The organism is Streptomyces sp. NPDC057616, from assembly GCF_042800575.1.
Taxonomy (GTDB): Bacteria; Actinomycetota; Actinomycetes; order Streptomycetales; family Streptomycetaceae; genus Streptomyces.
On record NZ_JBHVGU010000019.1, the window covers coordinates 79,012 to 97,077 of the forward strand.

An 18,066-nucleotide genomic window follows, 5' to 3' on the forward strand; every position below is an offset into this window, starting at 1 on the left:
GCCGTAACACGGCTGGTGTTGCCTACGGAACCGGAGTGTTCCGGGCAGGTGGGAGTTGAGCGATGGCTGTGGATCAACTCCCGGGCAGGGTGCGGGAGTTCGTGAACTACCTGAACGGCCTGCTGGCCCATCTGGACCAGGGCGGCGGCTGGTGCGCGGTCTTCTGGCAGCGCGACCCGGACGGCATGCGCGCCTGTCTCGACGGGCGTGAGGTGCCGCCGTGGGACGTGGTCGAGGCGCTGCTCCAGGACCTGGCCGCCGTGTACGGTCCCGATGCCGCGGCCGGGGAGGCGGAGCGGGCCCGCCCGCTGCACGCCGCCGCGATCGCCGCCTACGACGGCCGTCCCGGCGGGCGCGACGCGCTCGGCGACCGCCTCGACGTCATGCTCCGCGAGCAGCGCCAGGCCACCCAACGCCGGCTCGACCTGGGCCGGTTGATCACGTCCGCCGCCTCCCGGCAGGAGGCCGAGGCCCTCCGCCTCGACCTCGCCTGGGCCCGCGACGACCACGAACGGGCCACCGCCCGCTGCGCCGAACTCCGCTCCCGCATCGAAGACCTGGACCGCCGCGCCTCGGGACTCGCCCCGCCGCCGGACTTCCGCGCCGCGTCGCCCACGCGGTCTGCCCCAGCGGGGCCCGTACCGCCCGAGCAGCAGGCTCCGCCCCGGGCGCTGCGTGCCGAGGCCGCCCCGCAGGAGCGCGCCTCGTCCAGGCTCAGCCGCGCCACCCCCACCGAACCGGCCCTCCGGCAGCCGGACCCCAGCTCCCTCCGCAACTCCAGCTCCCTCCGCAGCCCGAACCCCGCCCCCGAACCCCAGCCGCACCCCGACGCCGACTCCACCCCCGAACCGCCACCCGCCCCCAAGCAGCGCAAGCGGCGCCGTGGCAGCGCGCGGTTCGCCGGGATGGCCGACGAGGAGGCCGCCGCCGTCGTCGTGCCGCCCAGTGCCGGGCCCGCGCTGCCCGTTCCGGACGCCGGAGGGCGTACGCCGCGCGGGGCGCGCTTCGCCGGGGCCGCCGCCGAGGCGCCCGCACGCCCGCAGCCGCGGCCCGAGACGGTGGACGCGGCGGGCGCGCGCGAGGTCGCCGGAGCCGTCGCCGGGCTCGTACGGCTGCGGGCCGAGGGCCGCAGCGGCGAGGCGCACGTCCTGCTCGCGGAGGCCGCTCACTGGCCACCGGCCCGTCTGCCGCTGCTCGCCGAGGAACTCCGGCGGGCCGGCCTCGGTGCCGACTGGGCGACGCTGCTGTGGGAGGCCGCCTCGCTGCCCGCCGGCCGGCTGGTCGCCGCGGCGGACGCGCTGGTCGCGGCCGGCCGTGGGGCCGACGGCGAGCAGATCCTGCGCCAGGGCGTGGCCCGGCCCGCCACCGAGATAGGGCAGGCCGTGCTGGAGCTGGCCGCGGAGGGGCGCGGCCGCGAGGTGGCCGCCCTGCTCGACGCCTACGTCCGCGTCCGCACCCCCGAGGAGGCGGCCCGCAGTGCCGAGCCCGGGCCGCAGACCCTCGTACCGCTCCTCCTCGAGGCTGCGCAGGGCGTTTCCGAGGAGCGACACTGGGATCTGGTGCACGCCCTCCGGGTCGCCGGTTTCGCCACCTGACACCCCGACCACCCCGTGCAGGCAGCCCCGACGCTCACCCACAGGAGTGCGAAACGTGATCGACTTGGCGGGTTGACGGCGATGGTCTTGGCAAGGCTCTCCCGGAGGCTTACGTTCATCCCTCTACGGCCCGCTCTACGGGCGTAGAGGCTCTGACGACACGCCGAAGGAGCAGCTCATGGCCAACGTCGTACGCGCCGCTCTGGTCCAGGCGACCTGGACCGGCGACACCGAGTCCATGGTGGCGAAACACGAGGAGCACGCCCGGGAGGCGGCCCGGCAGGGTGCGAAGATCATCGGTTTCCAGGAAGTCTTCAACAGTCCCTACTTCTGTCAGGTGCAGGACGCGGAGCACTACCGCTGGGCCGAGCCGGTGCCCGAGGGACCGACCGTCAGCCGGATGCAGGAGCTCGCCCGCGAGACGCGCATGGTGATCGTCGTGCCGGTCTTCGAGGTCGAGCAGTCCGGCTTCTACTACAACACCGCGGCCGTGATCGACGCCGACGGCACCTACCTCGGCAAGTACCGCAAGCACCACATCCCCCAGGTCAAGGGGTTCTGGGAGAAGTTCTACTTCAAGCCCGGCAACGCCGGCTGGCCCGTCTTCGACACCGCGGTCGGCAGGGTGGGCGTGTACATCTGCTACGACCGGCACTTCCCTGAGGGCTGGCGCCAACTCGGCCTGTCCGGAGCGCAGTTGGTCTACAACCCGTCGGCCACGCACCGCGGGCTCTCGTCGTACCTGTGGCAGCTGGAGCAGCCGGCCGCGGCCGTCGCCAACGAGTACTTCATCGCCGCGATCAACCGCGTCGGCCAGGAGGAGTACGGCGACAACGACTTCTACGGGACGTCGTACTTCGTAGACCCGCGCGGACAGTTCGTCGGCGAGGTCGCCAGTGACACCAAGGAGGAACTCGTGGTCCGCGACCTCGACTTCGACCTGATCGAGGAAGTCCGGCAGCAGTGGGCGTTCTACCGCGACCGGCGGCCCGACGCCTACGAGGGGCTGGTGCAGCCGTGAGCGACCTGTACGCACGCCACCGCGCGGTCCTGCCCGACTGGGTGGCCCTCTACTACGAGGACCCGCTGGAGATCACGCACGGCGAGGGCCGGCACGTCTGGGACTCCGAGGGCAACAAGTACCTCGATTTCTTCGGCGGCATCCTGACCACGATGACGGCGCACGCGCTGCCCGAGGTCACCAAGGCGGTGAGCGAGCAGGCCGGGCGCATCCTGCACTCCTCCACGCTCTACCTCAACCGGCCGATGGTCGAACTGGCCGAGCGCATCGCACAGTTGAGCGGCATCCCGGACGCCCGGGTCTTCTTCACCACCTCCGGCACCGAGGCCAACGACACCGCCCTGCTGCTCGCCACCACCTACCGGCACAGCAACACCCTGCTGGCGATGCGCAACAGCTACCACGGCCGCTCCTTCAGCGCGGTCGGCATCACCGGCAACCGCGGCTGGTCCCCGACCTCGCTGTCCCCGCTGCAGACCCTCTACGTCCACGGCGGCGTCCGCACCCGCGGCCCCTACGCCTCCCTCAGCGACGACGAGTTCATCGCGGCCTGCGTCGACGACCTCAAGGACCTCCTCGGCCACACCCGCCCGCCCGCGGCCCTGATCGCCGAGCCCATCCAGGGCGTCGGCGGGTTCACCTCCCCGCCCGACGGCCTCTACGCCGCCTTCCGCGAGGTGCTCGCCGAGCGCGGCATCCTGTGGATCGCCGACGAGGTGCAGACCGGCTGGGGCCGCACCGGCGACCACTTCTGGGGCTGGCAGGCGCACGGGCGCAGCGGCCCGCCGGACCTGCTCACCTTCGCCAAGGGCATCGGCAACGGCAGCTCCATCGGCGGTGTGGTGGCCCGCGCCGAGATCATGAACTGCCTGGACGCCAACAGCATCTCGACCTTCGGCGGCACCCAGATCACCATGGCGGCGGGCCTCGCCAACCTCAACTACCTGCTGGAGCACGACCTCCAGGGCAACGCCCGGCGCGTCGGCGGCCTGCTCATCGAGCGGCTGCGGGCCGTCGGCGCGCAGGTCCCGCACGTACGGGAGGTGCGCGGACGCGGGCTGATGCTCGGCGTCGAGCTGGTGAAGCCGGGCACGGACGAGGCGGACCCGCAGGCCGCGTCCGCCGTGCTGGAGGCGGCCCGCGCGGGCGGGCTGCTCATCGGCAAGGGAGGCGGCCACGACACCAGCGCCCTGCGCATCGCGCCGCCGCTGTCCCTCACGGTCGCGGAGGCCGAGGAGGGCGCCGCGATCCTCGAAAGCGCCCTGAGGAGCCTCGCGTAGCGGCGCACTGAGCAAGGGATGACTGCCATGACCACCACCTTCGGGACCCCCGAACCCGCCCTGTCGGTGCGCCAGGTGCTGACCCTGGAACGGGTGCTCGCCGGGGAGCCCGAGGTGGTGGCTGGCGCGGGCCAGCTCGACCGTCCGGTGCGCTGGGTGCACGTGGCCGAGGCGCCCGACGTGGGCGTGATGCTCACCGGCGGCGAGATGGTGCTCACGACGGGGGTGCTGCTCGCCGGGGACGAGGAGAAGCAGGCCGAGTACATCCGCTCGCTGCACCGCGCGGAGGCGGCGGCCGTCGTGCTCGGCCTCGGGCGGGCGTTCCCCGCCGCGCCGGACGTGATGCGCCGGGCCGCCGAGCGCTGCGGCTTGCCCATGGTGGTGCTGCACCGGCCGTTTCCCTTCGCCGAGTTGACCGAGGAGGTCCAGGCCCGGCTGGTGCGGCGGAAGTTCGCCGCGGTCAGCCTCTCGGAGTCCGTCCGCACGGCCCTGACCGGACTCATCACCGCGGGTGCCCCGCTGCAGGCGCTCCTGGACGAGGTCGCCCAGCACAGCGCCTGCCCGGTCGTCGTCACCAACCTCGCCCACCGCGTCCTCGCCACGGCGGGGGAGCGGCCGGCCGTGGACGACGTGCTGCGCGACTGGGAGCGCATCGCCCGGCAGGCCGGTGGCAGCGAGGGCGACGGCTGGATCCGCGCCGAGCTCGGCGGGCGCGGGGAGCGCTGGGGCCGGATCACGCTGTGCGGCTACCGCGGCGACACCGCCACCGGACGGCTGCTCGCCGACCGGGCCGCCGAGGCCCTCGTGCTGCACCGCATGCTCGGCGGCACCCAGGCCCACACCTGGGAGGAGCAGTCCGCGCAGAGCCTGCTGACCGACCTGGTCAGCGGCGTCGTGGCGGCACGGCAGCTGCTGCCCCGCGCGCGGGCCGCCGGACTGCCGGTCAACCGGCGCACCTTCGTGCCGCTGGTCGTACGCGACGGCGAACCGGCCCAACTCGAGCGGGTGCTGCGGCTGCTGGGGCTGCCCGGTCTCGTCGCGGAGCTGGCCGACGGAGCCACCGCGGTGCTGCTCAGCCTGGCCCGCGACCAGGACGCGGCGGTACTGGTCGCGAACTTCGCGGCCCGGATGCGCTCGGAGGCCGGGCGGACGGTCGTGGCCGCCGCCGACCCGCGGACCGCCTGGGACGACGTGCCGGCGGGACTGCGCGAGGCACAGCACGTCGCCGACGCCGTGGCGGACTCCTCGGCCGCCCTCGACCTGCCGTGCGTCGTACGCCTCAAGGACGTCCATCTGCGGGGCCTGATAAGGCTGTTGCGGGACGATCCGCAGGTGCAGTCGTTCGCGGAGCGGGAGCTGGACGGGCTGCTGTGCCCGGCCGACGACGATCTGCTGTCCGTGCTGCGCACCTATCTCGCCACCGGCCGCAACAAGTCCCGCACCGCCCAGCTCCACCATGTCTCCCGGCCCGCGCTGTACCGCCGGCTGGAAGCCATACAGGGCCGGCTGGGCGTGGACCTCGACGACTTCGAGCAGGCCGCGTCGGTCCACATCGCGCTTCTCGCGCACGACGCGCAACAGGGCTGAAACACGCAACGACCTGGGAAAACGGCGGTGAAACATGGGATCGCGAAAGGGTGACACCGTGACACGCCGAACGCCCGCAGACGTGACACCGTGCAACTCAAAGACGACTTCCGGTCTTTCTACGCTTCCGGCACACCGAGCGACCGGAGGTCCCGATGAGCCGAGTGATCCGTGCCGCCCTCTTCCAGACCGCGTGGACGGGCGACAAGGAATCGATGATCCAGGTGCACGAGCAGGCGGCCCGCGACGCGGCCGCCCAGGGCGCCCAGGTGCTGTGCTTCCAGGAGCTGTTCTACGGGCCCTACTTCTGCCAGGTCCAGGACAAGGCCTTCTACGAGTACGCCGAGCGGATCCCGGACGGCCCGATCGTCAAGCGCTTCCAGGCGCTGGCCAAGGAGCTGGGCCTCGTCCTGATCCTGCCGATGTACGAGGAGGAGCAGCCGGGCGTCCTCTACAACACCGCCGCGGTGATCGACGCAGACGGCTCGTACCTCGGCAAGTACCGCAAGCACCACATTCCCCAAGTGCAGGGATTCTGGGAGAAGTTCTACTTCCGCCCGGGCAACAGCGGCTGGCCCGTCTTCGACACGGCCGTCGGCAGGATCGCCGTCTACATCTGCTACGACCGCCACTTCCCGGAGGGCTGGCGGGCGTTGGGCCTCGGGGGAGCGGAGATCGTCTTCAACCCCTCGGCCACCTCGCGCGGACTCTCCCGCTACCTGTGGCAGCTGGAGCAGCCGGCGGCGGCCGTCGCCAACGAGTACTTCGTCGGCGCGATCAACCGGGTCGGCGTGGAGGAGCTGGGCGACAACGACTTCTACGGGACCTCGTACTTCGTGGATCCCGAGGCCCAGTTCGTCGGCGAGGTGGCCTCCGAGAAGGAGACCGAGCTGATCGTGCGCGACCTGGACCTGGCCAAGCTGCGCGAGGTGCGCGACCGCTGGCAGTTCTTCCGCGACCGCCGCCCGGACGCGTACGAGCCGCTGACCGCACCCTGACCCCACCGTCCATCCTGGCAGGAGAGGGACCATGAGCAGCCGTACCGTCATCCGTGGTGGCCTCGTCATCACCGCGTCCGACGAGATGCACGCCGACGTCCTGATCGAGGACGGCCGTATCGCCGCACTCGCGGCCTCCGGCACACCGGCCGCCGAAGCGTTCACGGCCGAGCGGGTCATAGACGCCGCAGGCAAGTACGTCATCCCGGGCGGCGTCGACGCCCACACCCACATGGAGCTGCCGTTCGGCGGCACCTTCGCCTCCGACACCTTCGAGACCGGCACCCGGGCGGCCGCCTGGGGCGGCACCACCACGATCGTCGACTTCGCCGTGCAGAGCGTCGGGCGCTCCCTGCGCGAGGGCCTGGACGCCTGGCACGCCAAGGCCGAGGGCAACTGCGCGATCGACTACGGCTTCCACATGATCGTCTCCGACGTCAACCAGGAGACGCTCAAGGAGATGGACCTGCTCGTGGAGGAGGGCGTCACCTCCTTCAAGCAGTTCATGGCCTACCCCGGCGTCTTCTACAGCGACGACGGCCAGATCCTGCGCGCCATGCAGCGCTCCGCCGAGAACGGCGGCCTGATCATGATGCACGCCGAGAACGGCATCGCGATCGACGTGCTGGTGGAACAGGCGCTGGCGCGCGGGGAGACCGACCCGCGCTTCCACGGGGAGGTCCGCAAGGCCCTGCTGGAGGCCGAGGCCACCCACCGCGCCATCAAGCTCGCGCAGGTCGCGGGCGCTCCCCTGTACGTCGTGCACGTCTCGGCGACGGAGGCGGTCGCCGAGCTGGCCCGGGCACGTGACGAGGGGCTGCCGGTCTTCGGCGAGACCTGCCCGCAGTACCTGTTCCTGTCCACCGACAACCTCGCCGAGCCGGACTTCGAGGGCGCCAAGTACGTGTGCAGCACGCCGCTTCGGCCCAAGGAGCACCAGGCCGCCCTGTGGCGGGGCCTGCGCACCAACGACCTCCAGGTGGTCTCCACCGACCACTGCCCCTTCTGTTTCACGGGCCAGAAGGAGCTCGGCCGGGGCGACTTCTCCAAGATCCCCAACGGCCTGCCGGGCGTCGAGAACCGGATGGACCTGCTGCACCAGGCCGTCGTCGACGGGCACATCAGCCGCCGCCGCTGGATCGAGATCGCCTGCGCCACTCCGGCCCGGATGTTCGGCATGTACCCCAAGAAGGGCACCATCGCGCCGGGCGCCGACGCCGACGTCGTCATCTACGACCCGCAGGCCGAGCAGGTCGTGTCCGCCGAGACGCACCACATGAACGTCGACTACTCGGCGTACGAGGGCAGGCACCTCACCGGCCGCGTCGACACGGTCCTCTCGCGCGGCGAGGTCGTCATCAACGAGCGGGAGTACACCGGACACGCAGGTCACGGCGTCTACACCCCGCGCTCCACCTGTCAGTACCTCACCTAGGAGTGGCGCCATGGACTTCGGACTCGTCCTGCAGACCGACCCACCCGCATCGAGGGTCGTCAGCCTGATGAAGCGCGCCGAGCGCAACGGCTTCACCCACGGCTGGACCTTCGACTCCGCCGTGCTGTGGCAGGAACCGTTCGTGATCTACAGTCAGATCCTCGCGAACACGCAGAGGCTGACCGTGGGCCCGATGGTCACCAACCCGGGCACGCGTACCTGGGAGGTCACCGCCTCCACCTTCGCCACCCTCAACGACATGTTCGGCAACCGCACCGTCTGCGGCATCGGCCGTGGCGACTCCGCGATGCGCGTCGCGGGCCGCAAGCCCAACACCCTCGCCCGGATCAGCGAGGCCATGAAGGTCATCCGCGCCCTCGGCCGCGGCGAGGAGGCCGACCTCGGCGGCGGCACGGTCGTGAAGTTCCCCTGGATCAAGCCGGACGCCCGACTTCCCGTGTGGATGGCGGCGTACGGCCCCAAGGCCCTGAAGATGACCGGCGAGGAGGCCGACGGATTCATCCTGCAGCTGGCCGACCTCTACCTCACCGAGTACATGGTGAAGGCGGTCAAGGACGCGGCCGTCGCGGCCGGCCGCAATCCGGACGACATCACCATCTGCGTCGCCGCGCCCGCCTACGTCACCGCCGACGACTCGCCCGAGGCGCTCGCCCACGCACGTGAGCAGTGCCGGTGGTTCGGCGGCATGGTCGGCAACCACGTCGCCGACCTCGTCTCCAAGTACGGCGAGCACTCCTCCCAGGTCCCGGAGGAGCTCACCGACTACATCAAGGCCCGTGAGGGGTACGACTACTCGCACCACGGCCGCAGCGGAAACCCCGACACCCAGTTCGTGCCCGACGAGATCGTCGACCGGTTCTGCCTCATCGGGCCGGTGGAGCGGCACGTCGAGAAGCTGAACGCGCTGCGCGAGCTGGGCGTCGACCAGTTCGCCGTGTACGACATGCACGACGCGCAGGAGGCCGTCATCGACGCCTACGGCGACAAGGTCATCCCGGCACTCAACACCTGACACCCGCGCCACCCGCACCACACCACGTCCCCCCACCCCCGTCCTCCCCTCCCCACCTCCCCGGGGAGGGGACCGGAGACCGGAGACCCGCACGGCCTTTCCGGACCACCCTTGATCGATTGGCCTGCTCATGACTGACACCGCTCCCTCAGCCATACCGCCGACCGTCCAAGTCACCCTGGACGACGGGCGCGTGGAGATCGCCCATGGATCTCCGCTGCCCAGCGGTCCGTACGCGAACAAGGACCTGCTCCCGGTGCCCGTCGAACGGCGCACCTGGACCACGTACAACTTCTCCGCCCTGTGGGTCGGCATGGCCCACAACACGGCCTCCTGGACGCTGGCCTCCGGCCTGATCGCCGTCGGCATGGACTGGAAGCAGGCGGTGTTCACCATCGCCCTGGCCAATGTGATCGTGCTGATCCCGATGCTGCTCACCGGTCACGCGGGTCCGAAGTACGGCATCCCCTTCCCGGTCTTCGCGCGGGCCTCCTTCGGCGTCCGCGGCGCCAACCTGCCCGCTGTCGTAAGGGCGTTGGTGGCGTGCGGCTGGTTCGGCATCCAGACCTGGATCGGCGGCGAGGCGATCTTCTTCCTGGCCGGCAAGCTGATCGGCAACGGCTGGTCCGAGGCCGGGGCGATCGGTGGTCACCCCTGGACGATGTGGCTGTCGTTCGCGATCTTCTGGGTCATCCAGATCGCCATCATCTACCGGGGCATGGAGACGATCCGCCGCTTCGAGAACTGGGCGGCGCCGTTCGTCATCGTCGGCGCGCTGGTGATGCTGGTCTGGATGAGCAACAAGGCCGGCGGCTTCGGCCCACTGCTCGACCAGCCCTCCAAGCTCGGCTGGGGCGGCGACTTCTGGAAGCTGTTCTGGCCCTCGCTCATGGGCATGATCGGTTTCTGGTCCACGCTGTCGCTGAACATCCCCGACTTCACCCGCTACGGCAAGAGCCAGAAGGCGCAGACCTGGGGCCAGGCGCTGGGCCTGCCGACCACGATGACGCTGTTCGCGTTCCTCTCGGTGCTGGTCACCTCCGGCTCGCAGGCGGTGTACGGCCAGACGATCTGGGACCCGGTCCAGCTCGCCGCCAAGACGGACAACGTCCTCGGCCTGCTCTACGCGCTGGTGACCGTGCTGGTGGCGACCCTCTCCGTCAACATCGCCGCCAACCTCGTCTCGCCGGCCTTCGACTTCTCCAACGTCGCGCCGCGCAAGGTGAGTTTCCGTTCGGGAGCCATGATCACCGCGGTGCTCGCCGTGCTGATCTTCCCGTGGAAGCTGTACTCCGACCCGCAGGGCTACATCTTCACCTGGCTCGGCCTGGTCGGCGGGCTGCTCGGCACGGTCGCCGGCATCCTCATCGCCGACTACTGGATCCTGCGCCGCGCCAAGCTGGACCTGGTCGACCTGTACCGCGCGGGCGGCCGCTACTGGTACACGGGCGGCTGGAACTGGCGGGCCGTGCTGGCCTTCGTGGTGGGCGGCGTGCTCGCGATCGGCGGGGCGAGCTTCAAGCCGCTGATCGACGGCCGGCCCATTCCGGCCCTGAAGTCCCTGGCGGACTACGGCTGGGCGGTCGGCCTGGGCACCTCGATGGTGCTCTACCTGGCGCTGATGCTGCTGCGGGCGCGCGGACGGGACGGGGAGCGCACCGCCTGACGCGCGGTGCGGGGGCGGCCGGGCGGGCTCAGCTCGTCCGGCCGCTCTGCAGTGCGGCCACGGCCTCCTTGGCGGCCTTGATGGCGCCCTTGTTGATCTCGTCCGTGCTGGGCGCCTTCTTCGTCTCGAAGTCGCTGCCGTTGTAGGTGACGACCACCAGCACGTTGCCCACCCGGGAGATCACCACGCCCTCGCGCGTCTGCTGCTTGTCCTGGGTGGTCAGGTTCACGACGGAGTAGCCCTCGTCGCCGAGTCCGGGAACAGCCCCTCCGCCGCTCTTGTCCGCGATGCGGTTCTTGTAGGCGGTCTGTCCCGCCTCGTCCGAGTTCATGACCTCGTAGGAGACGTCGAGCCAGCGGTAGTCGTAGCCGTCGAGCGCGTTCCAGGAGCAGGTGCGGCGCAGCTTCTCGTCCGTCGACTTGATCTCCTTGCCGGCCGTCTTGGCGCCCGGCACCAGGGACTTGAGCGTCTTGACGTCCACGCTGCCGCACGGTGCGGGCGCGGCGGAGTACGACTTGCTCTGCGCGGCAGTGGCGGGGGCGGTGGCCGACTGCGTGCCGGTCTTCTGCGCCTCCTTGTGCGCGGAGGCGGGCGTCGCGGCGGGTCCGGACGACAGCGCCCAGCCGGCCGCCGCCAGCACGACGACCGGGGACAGACGCGCGGTCAGGGCGAGCGGCAGAGGGAAATCGCGCACGGCACACTTTTCGGTGGGGGACGGTGTGCGGAGGGGGTCCGCACTGCGGACGGGGCGCCAGTTTCACATGAGTCTCTGTGAGACGGAAGTGTCAACTCGCTCCGTGCACGCGTGGTTACCGCCGGGTCACCGCGCGCGGGTGCGTGACGGGCGCGCGGCGGGCGCGCGCCGTGGACGGTTCGCGGTGACCGGCCAGAGGCCGGTGCGCGAGCGGGTTTCCGAGGTGAGCGGCGTGATCTCGACGCCATCCCGGCCCTCCAGGGCGGCCCGGACGCCGCCTGCCGGATGGTCCGCGCAGGACGTCACGCCGCCCTGGCTGACGATGACGTCGTGGGCGCACGGCGCGAAGACGTGGACCCGCGCGTCCGCCTCCAGGAACGGCGCGTCGTGGATCCTCTGCGCCGCCGTCAGCCGCTGCGCCCGCCGCAGCAGCCGCGCCGAGACGTCGATGCCGACCGCGTACCCGTGCGAGGCCGGCCGGGCGGCGGTCCGGGTGGCGTCCCCGGCGCGCAGCCGACGTCGCGGACCCGGTCGCCGGGTCGGACGCCCGCCGCCGCGAACGGTGCGTCGCAGGACGTCCGGCCGAGGCCCGCGCTCGTCGTCACGCGCTCTCCCGAGCCGCGTGCAGGGTGAAGGCGCCCTCGACGCGGTCCACCGCGGCGAACGCGCCGTGGGCGATAAGGCGGACCAGGCGCTCGTCCGAGTCCTCCGGCCGCCGCCAGGCCGCGACGTCCTCCTGCGTGATGCGGTAGGGCGCGAGGGCGGCCAGCAGCGTCAGGCGCGCGCCGGGGCGCTCACGCCGGTCCGGGAGCCCCTCCCAGGACAGCGGCGGATGCGAACCGTCCCAGTCCCACAGCGCCTCTCGTACGAGGGCCTGGTCGTCCGCGTCGAGCAGGTCCGCGCCCGCCGCTGTGGCCGCGCGCAGCGCGGCGTAGGCCGGGCCGACGGTCGTGCCGGCCGCCCACGCGGGGCCCTGCGCAGGGTCGTCGAGCAGGGCGAGGGCCGCGCCGGGCACGGCGGTGCGGCGCACGGTCCCGGCCAGCGAGCGGCCCGCGAGGCTGCGCACCGGGCGCCACCGCTGGACGTTGCCCGGCAGCAGCCGCTCGATCAGCAGGGCCGACACGATCCGGTTGATGAAGTGGAAGGCGAGCGCCGTGCCGATGTAGGAGGGTGCGTGCTCCGGCGGGAACGGGTACGGCATCAGCCCGGCGCCCGGCACACGCGTGTGCTGCCCCCAGGCCAGCACGCGCGCGTGCTCCTCGCTCTCCGGCTGCTCGCCCCGCGCCAGCCGCTCGGCGAGCGCATGGTCGCCGGTGGCGTGCAGCAGGACCGTGTGCGCGTCCACGCAGAACGGGCACTTGTTGGCGCGCGAGACCCCGTACGCCGCCAGCTCCTTGCCGGTGCGGCTGCCCGCCCCGGCGATCAGCGACTCGCGCATCAGCGCCCAGGCCGGGGCCAGGATGTCGGGGGCCGAGGACAGCACCACGAAGGTGGGCGCCCCGTCGATGCCGAAGTCGCGGGCGAGCTGCTCGTACACCTCGGCGACGCGGCCGGTGGCCGCCTTGGGCGGCAGGGGTTCGGTGAAACGGAAAGGTGTGGGCATGGGCAGCAGCGTGCGCCCCGGGGGCGGCCGGCGTCGTCGTACGGCCGAAGGCAGTGCGCCCTGCGACGGCCGGGCCACCGGGGGCCGGTTCTACTACGGCGGGAGTAGCGCGAGAGCCGTCCACAGGGCTGACGCCGTCGTCCGTGGGGCCGTCTAGTGTGCGGTCATGAGCGGGAACCGGGTCTCACGCGGGCGGCTCGCCGACGTGGCGTTCGCGGTGGCCGTCGGCGTCATCGTGCTGACCGCGGCCGCCTTCGACGCGGACACCACTGCCGTCGACTACGGCCTGATCGCGGTGAGTTCGGCCGCGCTGGCCTTCCACCGCGCGGCCCCGCAGGTCGTGCTGGCGGTGTCGACGGTGACCGGCAGCGCGTACGTCCTGCACGCCCACCCCGGACCGGCCGCGTCGCTGCCCGTGTTCTCCGCCGTGCTGGTGGCGGCCCGCGCGGGGCACCGCGGCTACGCGGCCGGTGCGAGCGGGGTCTTCGTGGCCGCGTACATCCCGACCGGGCCGACCACCCATGACGTCGTCGAGCGGACCGCGCTGCTCGCGGGCTGGTTCCTGTGCGCGGTCATCACGGGCATGGCGGACCGCAACTGGCAGGCGTATCTGCGCCAGACCGAACAGCGCGCGCTGGAGGCGGAGCGCACCCGGGAGGAGGCGGCGCTGCGCCGCGCCGGTGAGGAACGCCTGCGTATCGCAAGGGAGTTGCACGACTCGCTCACCCACAGCATCTCGATCGTCAAGCTCCAGGCGGGGGTCGCGGTCCACCTGGCGCGCAAGCGCGGCGAGGAGGTGCCGCCCGCGCTGCTCGCCATCCAGGACGCCAGCAGCGAGGCGATGCGGGAACTGCGCTCCACCCTGGAGGTGCTGCGCAGCGACGAGCCGACCGGCACGCCCGCGCTGCTGGTGGAGCGGGCCTGCGCGGCGGGTCTGGCCGCCGACCTCAAGGTGACCGGCGAGGCCGGCCCGCTGCCGACGGCGCTCGACCGCGCCGTCTACCGCATCGTCCAGGAGGCCCTGACGAACGCGGCCCGCCACGCGGGCCCCGCGAAGGTGCAGGTCCAACTGGCGTACGAGAAGGACGGATTGACGGTCACGGTGACCGACGACGGTACCGCCGACCCGTCCCGCCCACCCACCCCCGGCGTGGGCCTCACCGGCATGCGCGAACGCGTCACGGCCCTCACCGGCACCCTCCACGCGGGCCCGCGCGAGCAGGGCGGGTTCGAGGTGCGGGCGTGGTTGCCGTTGGGGGAGGCGGGGTGATCGGGGTGGTGTGCGTGGCCGACCGGGCGCGGGTGACCGGCCCGCGGCAGCGGGGTGGTTGCCAGGCGCGGGCCTGCTTGCCGTGGGGGGAGGGGCGATGATCAGGGTGGCTCTCGTCGACGACCAGGCGCTCATGCGGGCGGGGTTCCGGGCGCTGCTGGAGGCCGAGGACGGCATCGAGGTGGTGGGGGAGGCGTCCGACGGCGAGCGGGGCCTCGCGCTGGTGCGGGCGCACACGCCCGACATCGCCCTGATCGACGTGCAGATGCCGGTGATGACGGGGATCGAGGCCACCCGCCGGATCGCCGCCGACCCCGCACTCGCGGCCGTGCGCGTCGTCATCCTCACCAACTACGGCCTGGACGCGTACGTCTTCGAGGCGCTGCGCGCCGGCGCGAGCGGCTTCCTGCTGAAGGACACGGAACCGGCGGACCTGCTCCAGGCTATCGAGGTGGTGGCCCGCGGCGAGGCCCTGCTCTCGCCGTCGGTCACCCGCACCCTGATCGGCGAGTTCGTGTCCCGGCCGCCGGACCGGGCGACGGCGCCCGGGCTCGACTGCCTGACCCGGCGCGAGCGCGAGGTGACGGCCCTGGCCGCCCGGGGCCTGAGCAACGAGGAGATCGCCGCCCACATGGTGGTCAGCCCCTTCACGGCCAAGACCCACGTCAGCCGCGCCATGACCAAGCTGGGCGCGCGGGACCGGGCCCAACTCGTCGTCTTCGCCTACGAGTCGGGCCTGGTCTCACCACGCCACGCCTGAGCGGTCCCGCGCCCGGCGCGGTCAGGCGGCCGTACCGCCCGCGTAGTCGCCGGCGAACGTCGTCTCGACGGTGGTGGCCACGGACTGGGCCACCCCGGTGCCGGTGAGGACGATGCCCAGCTCGCGGTTGTTGGAGAGCGAGTTGCTGCTGATGTTCATCGAGCCCGCCTCCACCTCCTGGGTGGACAGCCCGTAGTCGGCGACCATGGCCTTGGCGTGGATGTAGAAGCCGTTGGGGTCGGAGTAGCCGACGACCTTGCCGCCGGCACTCTTCACCGCGGAGACCTCGGAGGAGTAGTCACCCGGGCTCTCCAGCACCATCCGTACGGCCACACCCGCCTTCGCCCGCGCCACGATCGCGTTGACGACCGTGCTGTCGCTGAACTCCAGCTCCTCGACGTCGAGCGTCCTGGTCGCGCTGTTGATCACCGACAGCAGGCGGTTGCGGGAGTCGGTCGGCGACCAGAGCAGGTGGTCGCCGTCGGTCGGGGTCACCGCGGTGCCGGCGTAGTCCGCGTTGAAGACCTTCTCGATCGCGGCGACGTCGCGGGTGTCGTCGGTGAAGACGCCGTAGTCGCGGCCGGTCGCGTAGTACTGCGAGGTGAGATTGCCGGTGAGGACCAGCGACTTGGTGCCGTCGACCGTGATCGTCTTCTGGTGGGTGTAGACGAACGTGGACGGCGACCACACCACGCCCACGCCCGCGTTCGTCAGCGAGGTGTAGGCGGAGTTGTTCGCGGTCTTGTGCTGCCGGTCCAGGACCACCCGCACCGTGACGCCCTTGTTCTTCAGGGCTATGAGGTCGTTGACGGCGGTGGTGTCCTCCAGCTCGTACATCGTCATGTCGAGGGAGCTGGTGGCCGAGTTGATGAAGTCGTAGACGTCCGGCTCGCCGCCGCTCTGCGAGAAGGCGAACGCGGAGTAGCTCGCGGCGTTCGCGGGGACGGCGGTGGCGAGGACGGCGGCGCCGGCGGTGAGGGCGACTCCCGCGCGCGCGAGGACCTTCCACAACATGCGTGACTCCTGGTCGAGTTGAAGCCCACGTGGGGGGTGGTGAGCGTGGGCATGACACCACGCGCGTAGAACGCCGAGAAGGACCCGCGGGGTCAACGCCTCGTCTCCGCCCGCCCGGACCGCCGGACAAAGAGGACTTCGCGCAGGTGGGACCCGGTTCATGGGCTTCCCGTGAGAACGCAAAATCTTGGTAGGCGTGGGGGATGGGTAGCCTGCCGGTGGACCCGAGCGCCGACCGGACCGGCGAAGGCGCGTCAGCAGTGAGGTGAGAGATGCCGTTCACGACCCGGCCGACCTTGCAGGGCACCTTCGGGATGGTGTCCTCCACCCACTGGCTGGCCTCGCAGTCGGCGATGGCGGTGCTGGAGGCGGGCGGGAACGCCTACGACGCGGCCGTGGCGGGGGCGTTCGTGCTGCACGTCGTCGAGCCGCATCTCAACGGGCCGGCCGGCGAGGTGCCGATCCTGCTCGCCCCGGCGGGCGGCGAGGTGCGGGTGCTGTGCGGCCAGGGCGTCGCGCCGGCCGGGGCCACCGCCGCGCACTACCGGTCGCTGGGACTGGAGCTCGTCCCCGGCACCGGGCCGCTCGCCGCCGCCGTGCCCGGCGCCTTCGACGCCTGGATGCTCCTGCTGCGCGACCACGGCACCAAGCCCCTCGCCGACGTCCTCGCGTACGCGATCGGGTACGCCGAGCACGGGCACGCGCCCGTGGAGAACGTCGGCGCGACGGCCGAGACCGTACGGGAGCTGTTCGAGACGGAGTGGACCTCCTCGGCGGAGGTGTACCTCCGGGGCGGGAAGGCCCCGGAGCCCGGTGAGCTGTTCCGCAACCCCGCGCTGGCCGCCACCTGGAAGCGGCTGCTGGCCGAGGTCGGGGGCGCCGGCGACCGGGTCGCGCAGATCGAGGCCGCGCGCGAGGTGTGGCGCTCCGGGTTCATCGCCGAGGCCCTGGTCCGGCAGGCGCGGCGGCCGACCCTGGACACCAGCGGCGAGCGCCACGCGGGCGTGCTGTCGGCCGCCGACCTCGCCGGCTGGTCCGCGACCTACGAGACCCCGGCGACGTACGACTGGCGGGGCTGGACCGTCTGCAAGGCCGGTCCCTGGAGCCAGGGCCCGGCCTTCCTCCAGCAACTCGCCCTGCTCCCGCCCGAGCTGCCCGCGTACGGGTCCGCCGACTATGTCCATCTGCTGATCGAGGGCTGCAAGCTCGCCATGGCCGACCGGGAGGCCTGGTACGGGGACGCGGCCGCGGTCCCGCTCGCCGACCTGCTGTCGCCGCACTACAACGCGGCCCGGCGCCACCTCGTCGGCGCCAAGGCCTCGCACGAGCTGCGCCCCGGCAGTCCGGGCGGGCGCACCCCGCGGCTCAGCCCGCACGCGCACGTGGTCGTCGCCGACGAGCCCGGGTTCAGCCCCATGGGCGCCGGCGAACCGACCGTGGCAAAGCCGCCGGTCTCCCCGGTGCCGGGCGAGCCCCCGGTCGCCGCGGACGGCACCACCCGCGGCGACACCTGCCACCTCGACGTCGTCGACCGCTGGGGCAACATGGTCGCCGCCACCCCCAGCGGCGGCTGGCTCCAGTCGAACCCGGTCGTGCCCGAGCTGGGCTTCCCGCTCGGCACCCGGCTGCAGATGACCTGGCTGGAGGAGGACCTGCCGAACACGCTCACCCCCGGCCGCCGGCCCCGCACCACCCTCACACCCTCGATCGTCCTGCGCGACGGCGTCCCGGTCCTGGCCTTCGGCACGCCCGGCGGCGACCAGCAGGACCAGTGGCAGCTGCACTTCTTCCTGGCCGTCGCCCTGCGCGCGCCGGTCCGCGGGGGCCTCGACCTGCAAGGCGCCGTCGACGCCCCGAACTGGCACAACGACAGCTTCCCGGGCTCCTTCTACCCGCGCGGCATGCGGCCGGGGAGCGTGACCGTCGAGTCCCGCACGGACCCCGGGGTGGTCGAGGAACTGCGCCGCCGGGGCCACGACGTGACCATCGGCGACCCCTGGTCGGAAGGGCGGCTGTGCGCGGTCGCCCGCGATCCCGCCACCGGGGTCCTGTCGGCTGCCGCCAATCCGCGGGGCATGCAGGGATACGCGGTGGGCCGCTGAGCGGGGCC

14 protein-coding genes are annotated in these 18,066 nt (G+C 72.3%); 11 read left to right on the forward strand and 3 right to left on the reverse strand.

Going from position 1 to position 18,066, the window contains the following annotated elements; translation table 11 throughout:
- The first annotated feature begins 62 nt into the window (after positions 1-62).
- The 8 genes from ACFU97_RS24165 to ACFU97_RS24200 all read left to right on the forward strand — a co-directional run bounded on the left by ACFU97_RS24165 (position 63) and on the right by ACFU97_RS24200 (position 10,615).
- The gene (locus tag ACFU97_RS24165; RefSeq protein WP_384259974.1) at positions 63-1,595 is read left to right on the forward strand and encodes a hypothetical protein; all 1,533 of its coding nucleotides are present in this window, start codon (positions 63-65) and stop codon (positions 1,593-1,595) included.
- Between the two features lie 178 nt (positions 1,596-1,773).
- Positions 1,774-2,616, forward strand: coding sequence for a nitrilase-related carbon-nitrogen hydrolase (locus ACFU97_RS24170; RefSeq protein ID WP_384259976.1), 843 nt, complete (start codon positions 1,774-1,776; stop codon positions 2,614-2,616).
- Complete coding sequence (locus ACFU97_RS24175) at positions 2,613-3,896, forward strand: aspartate aminotransferase family protein (RefSeq protein ID WP_384259979.1); 1,284 nt, start codon at positions 2,613-2,615, stop codon at positions 3,894-3,896. The genes ACFU97_RS24170 and ACFU97_RS24175 overlap by 4 nt, the downstream gene beginning before the upstream one ends.
- 27 nt (positions 3,897-3,923) lie before the next feature.
- Complete coding sequence (locus tag ACFU97_RS24180; RefSeq protein ID WP_384259981.1) at positions 3,924-5,483, forward strand: PucR family transcriptional regulator; 1,560 nt, start codon at positions 3,924-3,926, stop codon at positions 5,481-5,483.
- Between the two features lie 155 nt (positions 5,484-5,638).
- Positions 5,639-6,481 carry a nitrilase-related carbon-nitrogen hydrolase gene (locus ACFU97_RS24185; protein WP_384259984.1) on the forward strand — a complete coding sequence of 281 codons (843 nt, stop codon included), beginning with the start codon at positions 5,639-5,641 and terminating at the stop codon, positions 6,479-6,481.
- Positions 6,482-6,512: 31 nt separating this feature from the next.
- Positions 6,513-7,916, forward strand: a complete 1,404-nt coding sequence (gene hydA / locus ACFU97_RS24190) for a dihydropyrimidinase (RefSeq protein ID WP_384259986.1) — start codon at positions 6,513-6,515, stop codon at positions 7,914-7,916.
- Between the two features lie 10 nt (positions 7,917-7,926).
- On the forward strand, positions 7,927-8,949 hold the full coding sequence (locus tag ACFU97_RS24195; RefSeq protein ID WP_384259989.1) for a TIGR03842 family LLM class F420-dependent oxidoreductase: 1,023 nt from the start codon (positions 7,927-7,929) through the stop codon (positions 8,947-8,949).
- 130 nt (positions 8,950-9,079) lie between these two features.
- Positions 9,080-10,615 (forward strand): NCS1 family nucleobase:cation symporter-1, encoded by a 1,536-nt coding sequence (locus ACFU97_RS24200; RefSeq protein ID WP_384259991.1) that lies wholly within the window; start codon positions 9,080-9,082, stop codon positions 10,613-10,615.
- Between the two features lie 28 nt (positions 10,616-10,643).
- Here ACFU97_RS24200 and ACFU97_RS24205 read toward each other — a convergent pair whose 3' ends face one another.
- Positions 10,644-11,309, reverse strand: coding sequence for a hypothetical protein (locus ACFU97_RS24205; RefSeq protein WP_384259993.1), 666 nt, complete (start codon positions 11,307-11,309; stop codon positions 10,644-10,646).
- A gap of 601 nt (positions 11,310-11,910) precedes the next feature.
- The gene (locus ACFU97_RS24210; protein ID WP_384259996.1) at positions 11,911-12,912 is read right to left on the reverse strand and encodes a carboxymuconolactone decarboxylase family protein; all 1,002 of its coding nucleotides are present in this window, start codon (positions 12,910-12,912) and stop codon (positions 11,911-11,913) included.
- Between the two features lie 166 nt (positions 12,913-13,078).
- Between ACFU97_RS24210 and ACFU97_RS24215 the strand changes: the two genes are divergently transcribed.
- Both ACFU97_RS24215 and ACFU97_RS24220 read left to right on the forward strand, forming a co-directional pair.
- Positions 13,079-14,182, forward strand: coding sequence for a sensor histidine kinase (locus tag ACFU97_RS24215; protein WP_384259998.1), 1,104 nt, complete (start codon positions 13,079-13,081; stop codon positions 14,180-14,182).
- A 97-nt stretch (positions 14,183-14,279) separates the two neighbouring features.
- Complete coding sequence (locus ACFU97_RS24220) at positions 14,280-14,942, forward strand: response regulator (protein ID WP_384260001.1); 663 nt, start codon at positions 14,280-14,282, stop codon at positions 14,940-14,942.
- Between the two features lie 21 nt (positions 14,943-14,963).
- On the opposite strand, the gene ACFU97_RS24225 is transcribed toward ACFU97_RS24220, so the two are convergent.
- The gene (locus ACFU97_RS24225; RefSeq protein WP_384260003.1) at positions 14,964-15,956 is read right to left on the reverse strand and encodes a phospholipase D-like domain-containing protein; all 993 of its coding nucleotides are present in this window, start codon (positions 15,954-15,956) and stop codon (positions 14,964-14,966) included.
- A gap of 272 nt (positions 15,957-16,228) precedes the next feature.
- Between ACFU97_RS24225 and ACFU97_RS24230 the strand changes: the two genes are divergently transcribed.
- A complete protein-coding gene (locus ACFU97_RS24230) occupies positions 16,229-18,058 on the forward strand; it encodes a gamma-glutamyltransferase family protein (RefSeq protein WP_384260005.1) in 1,830 nt (609 codons plus the stop codon).
- Positions 18,059-18,066: the final 8 nt, after the last annotated feature.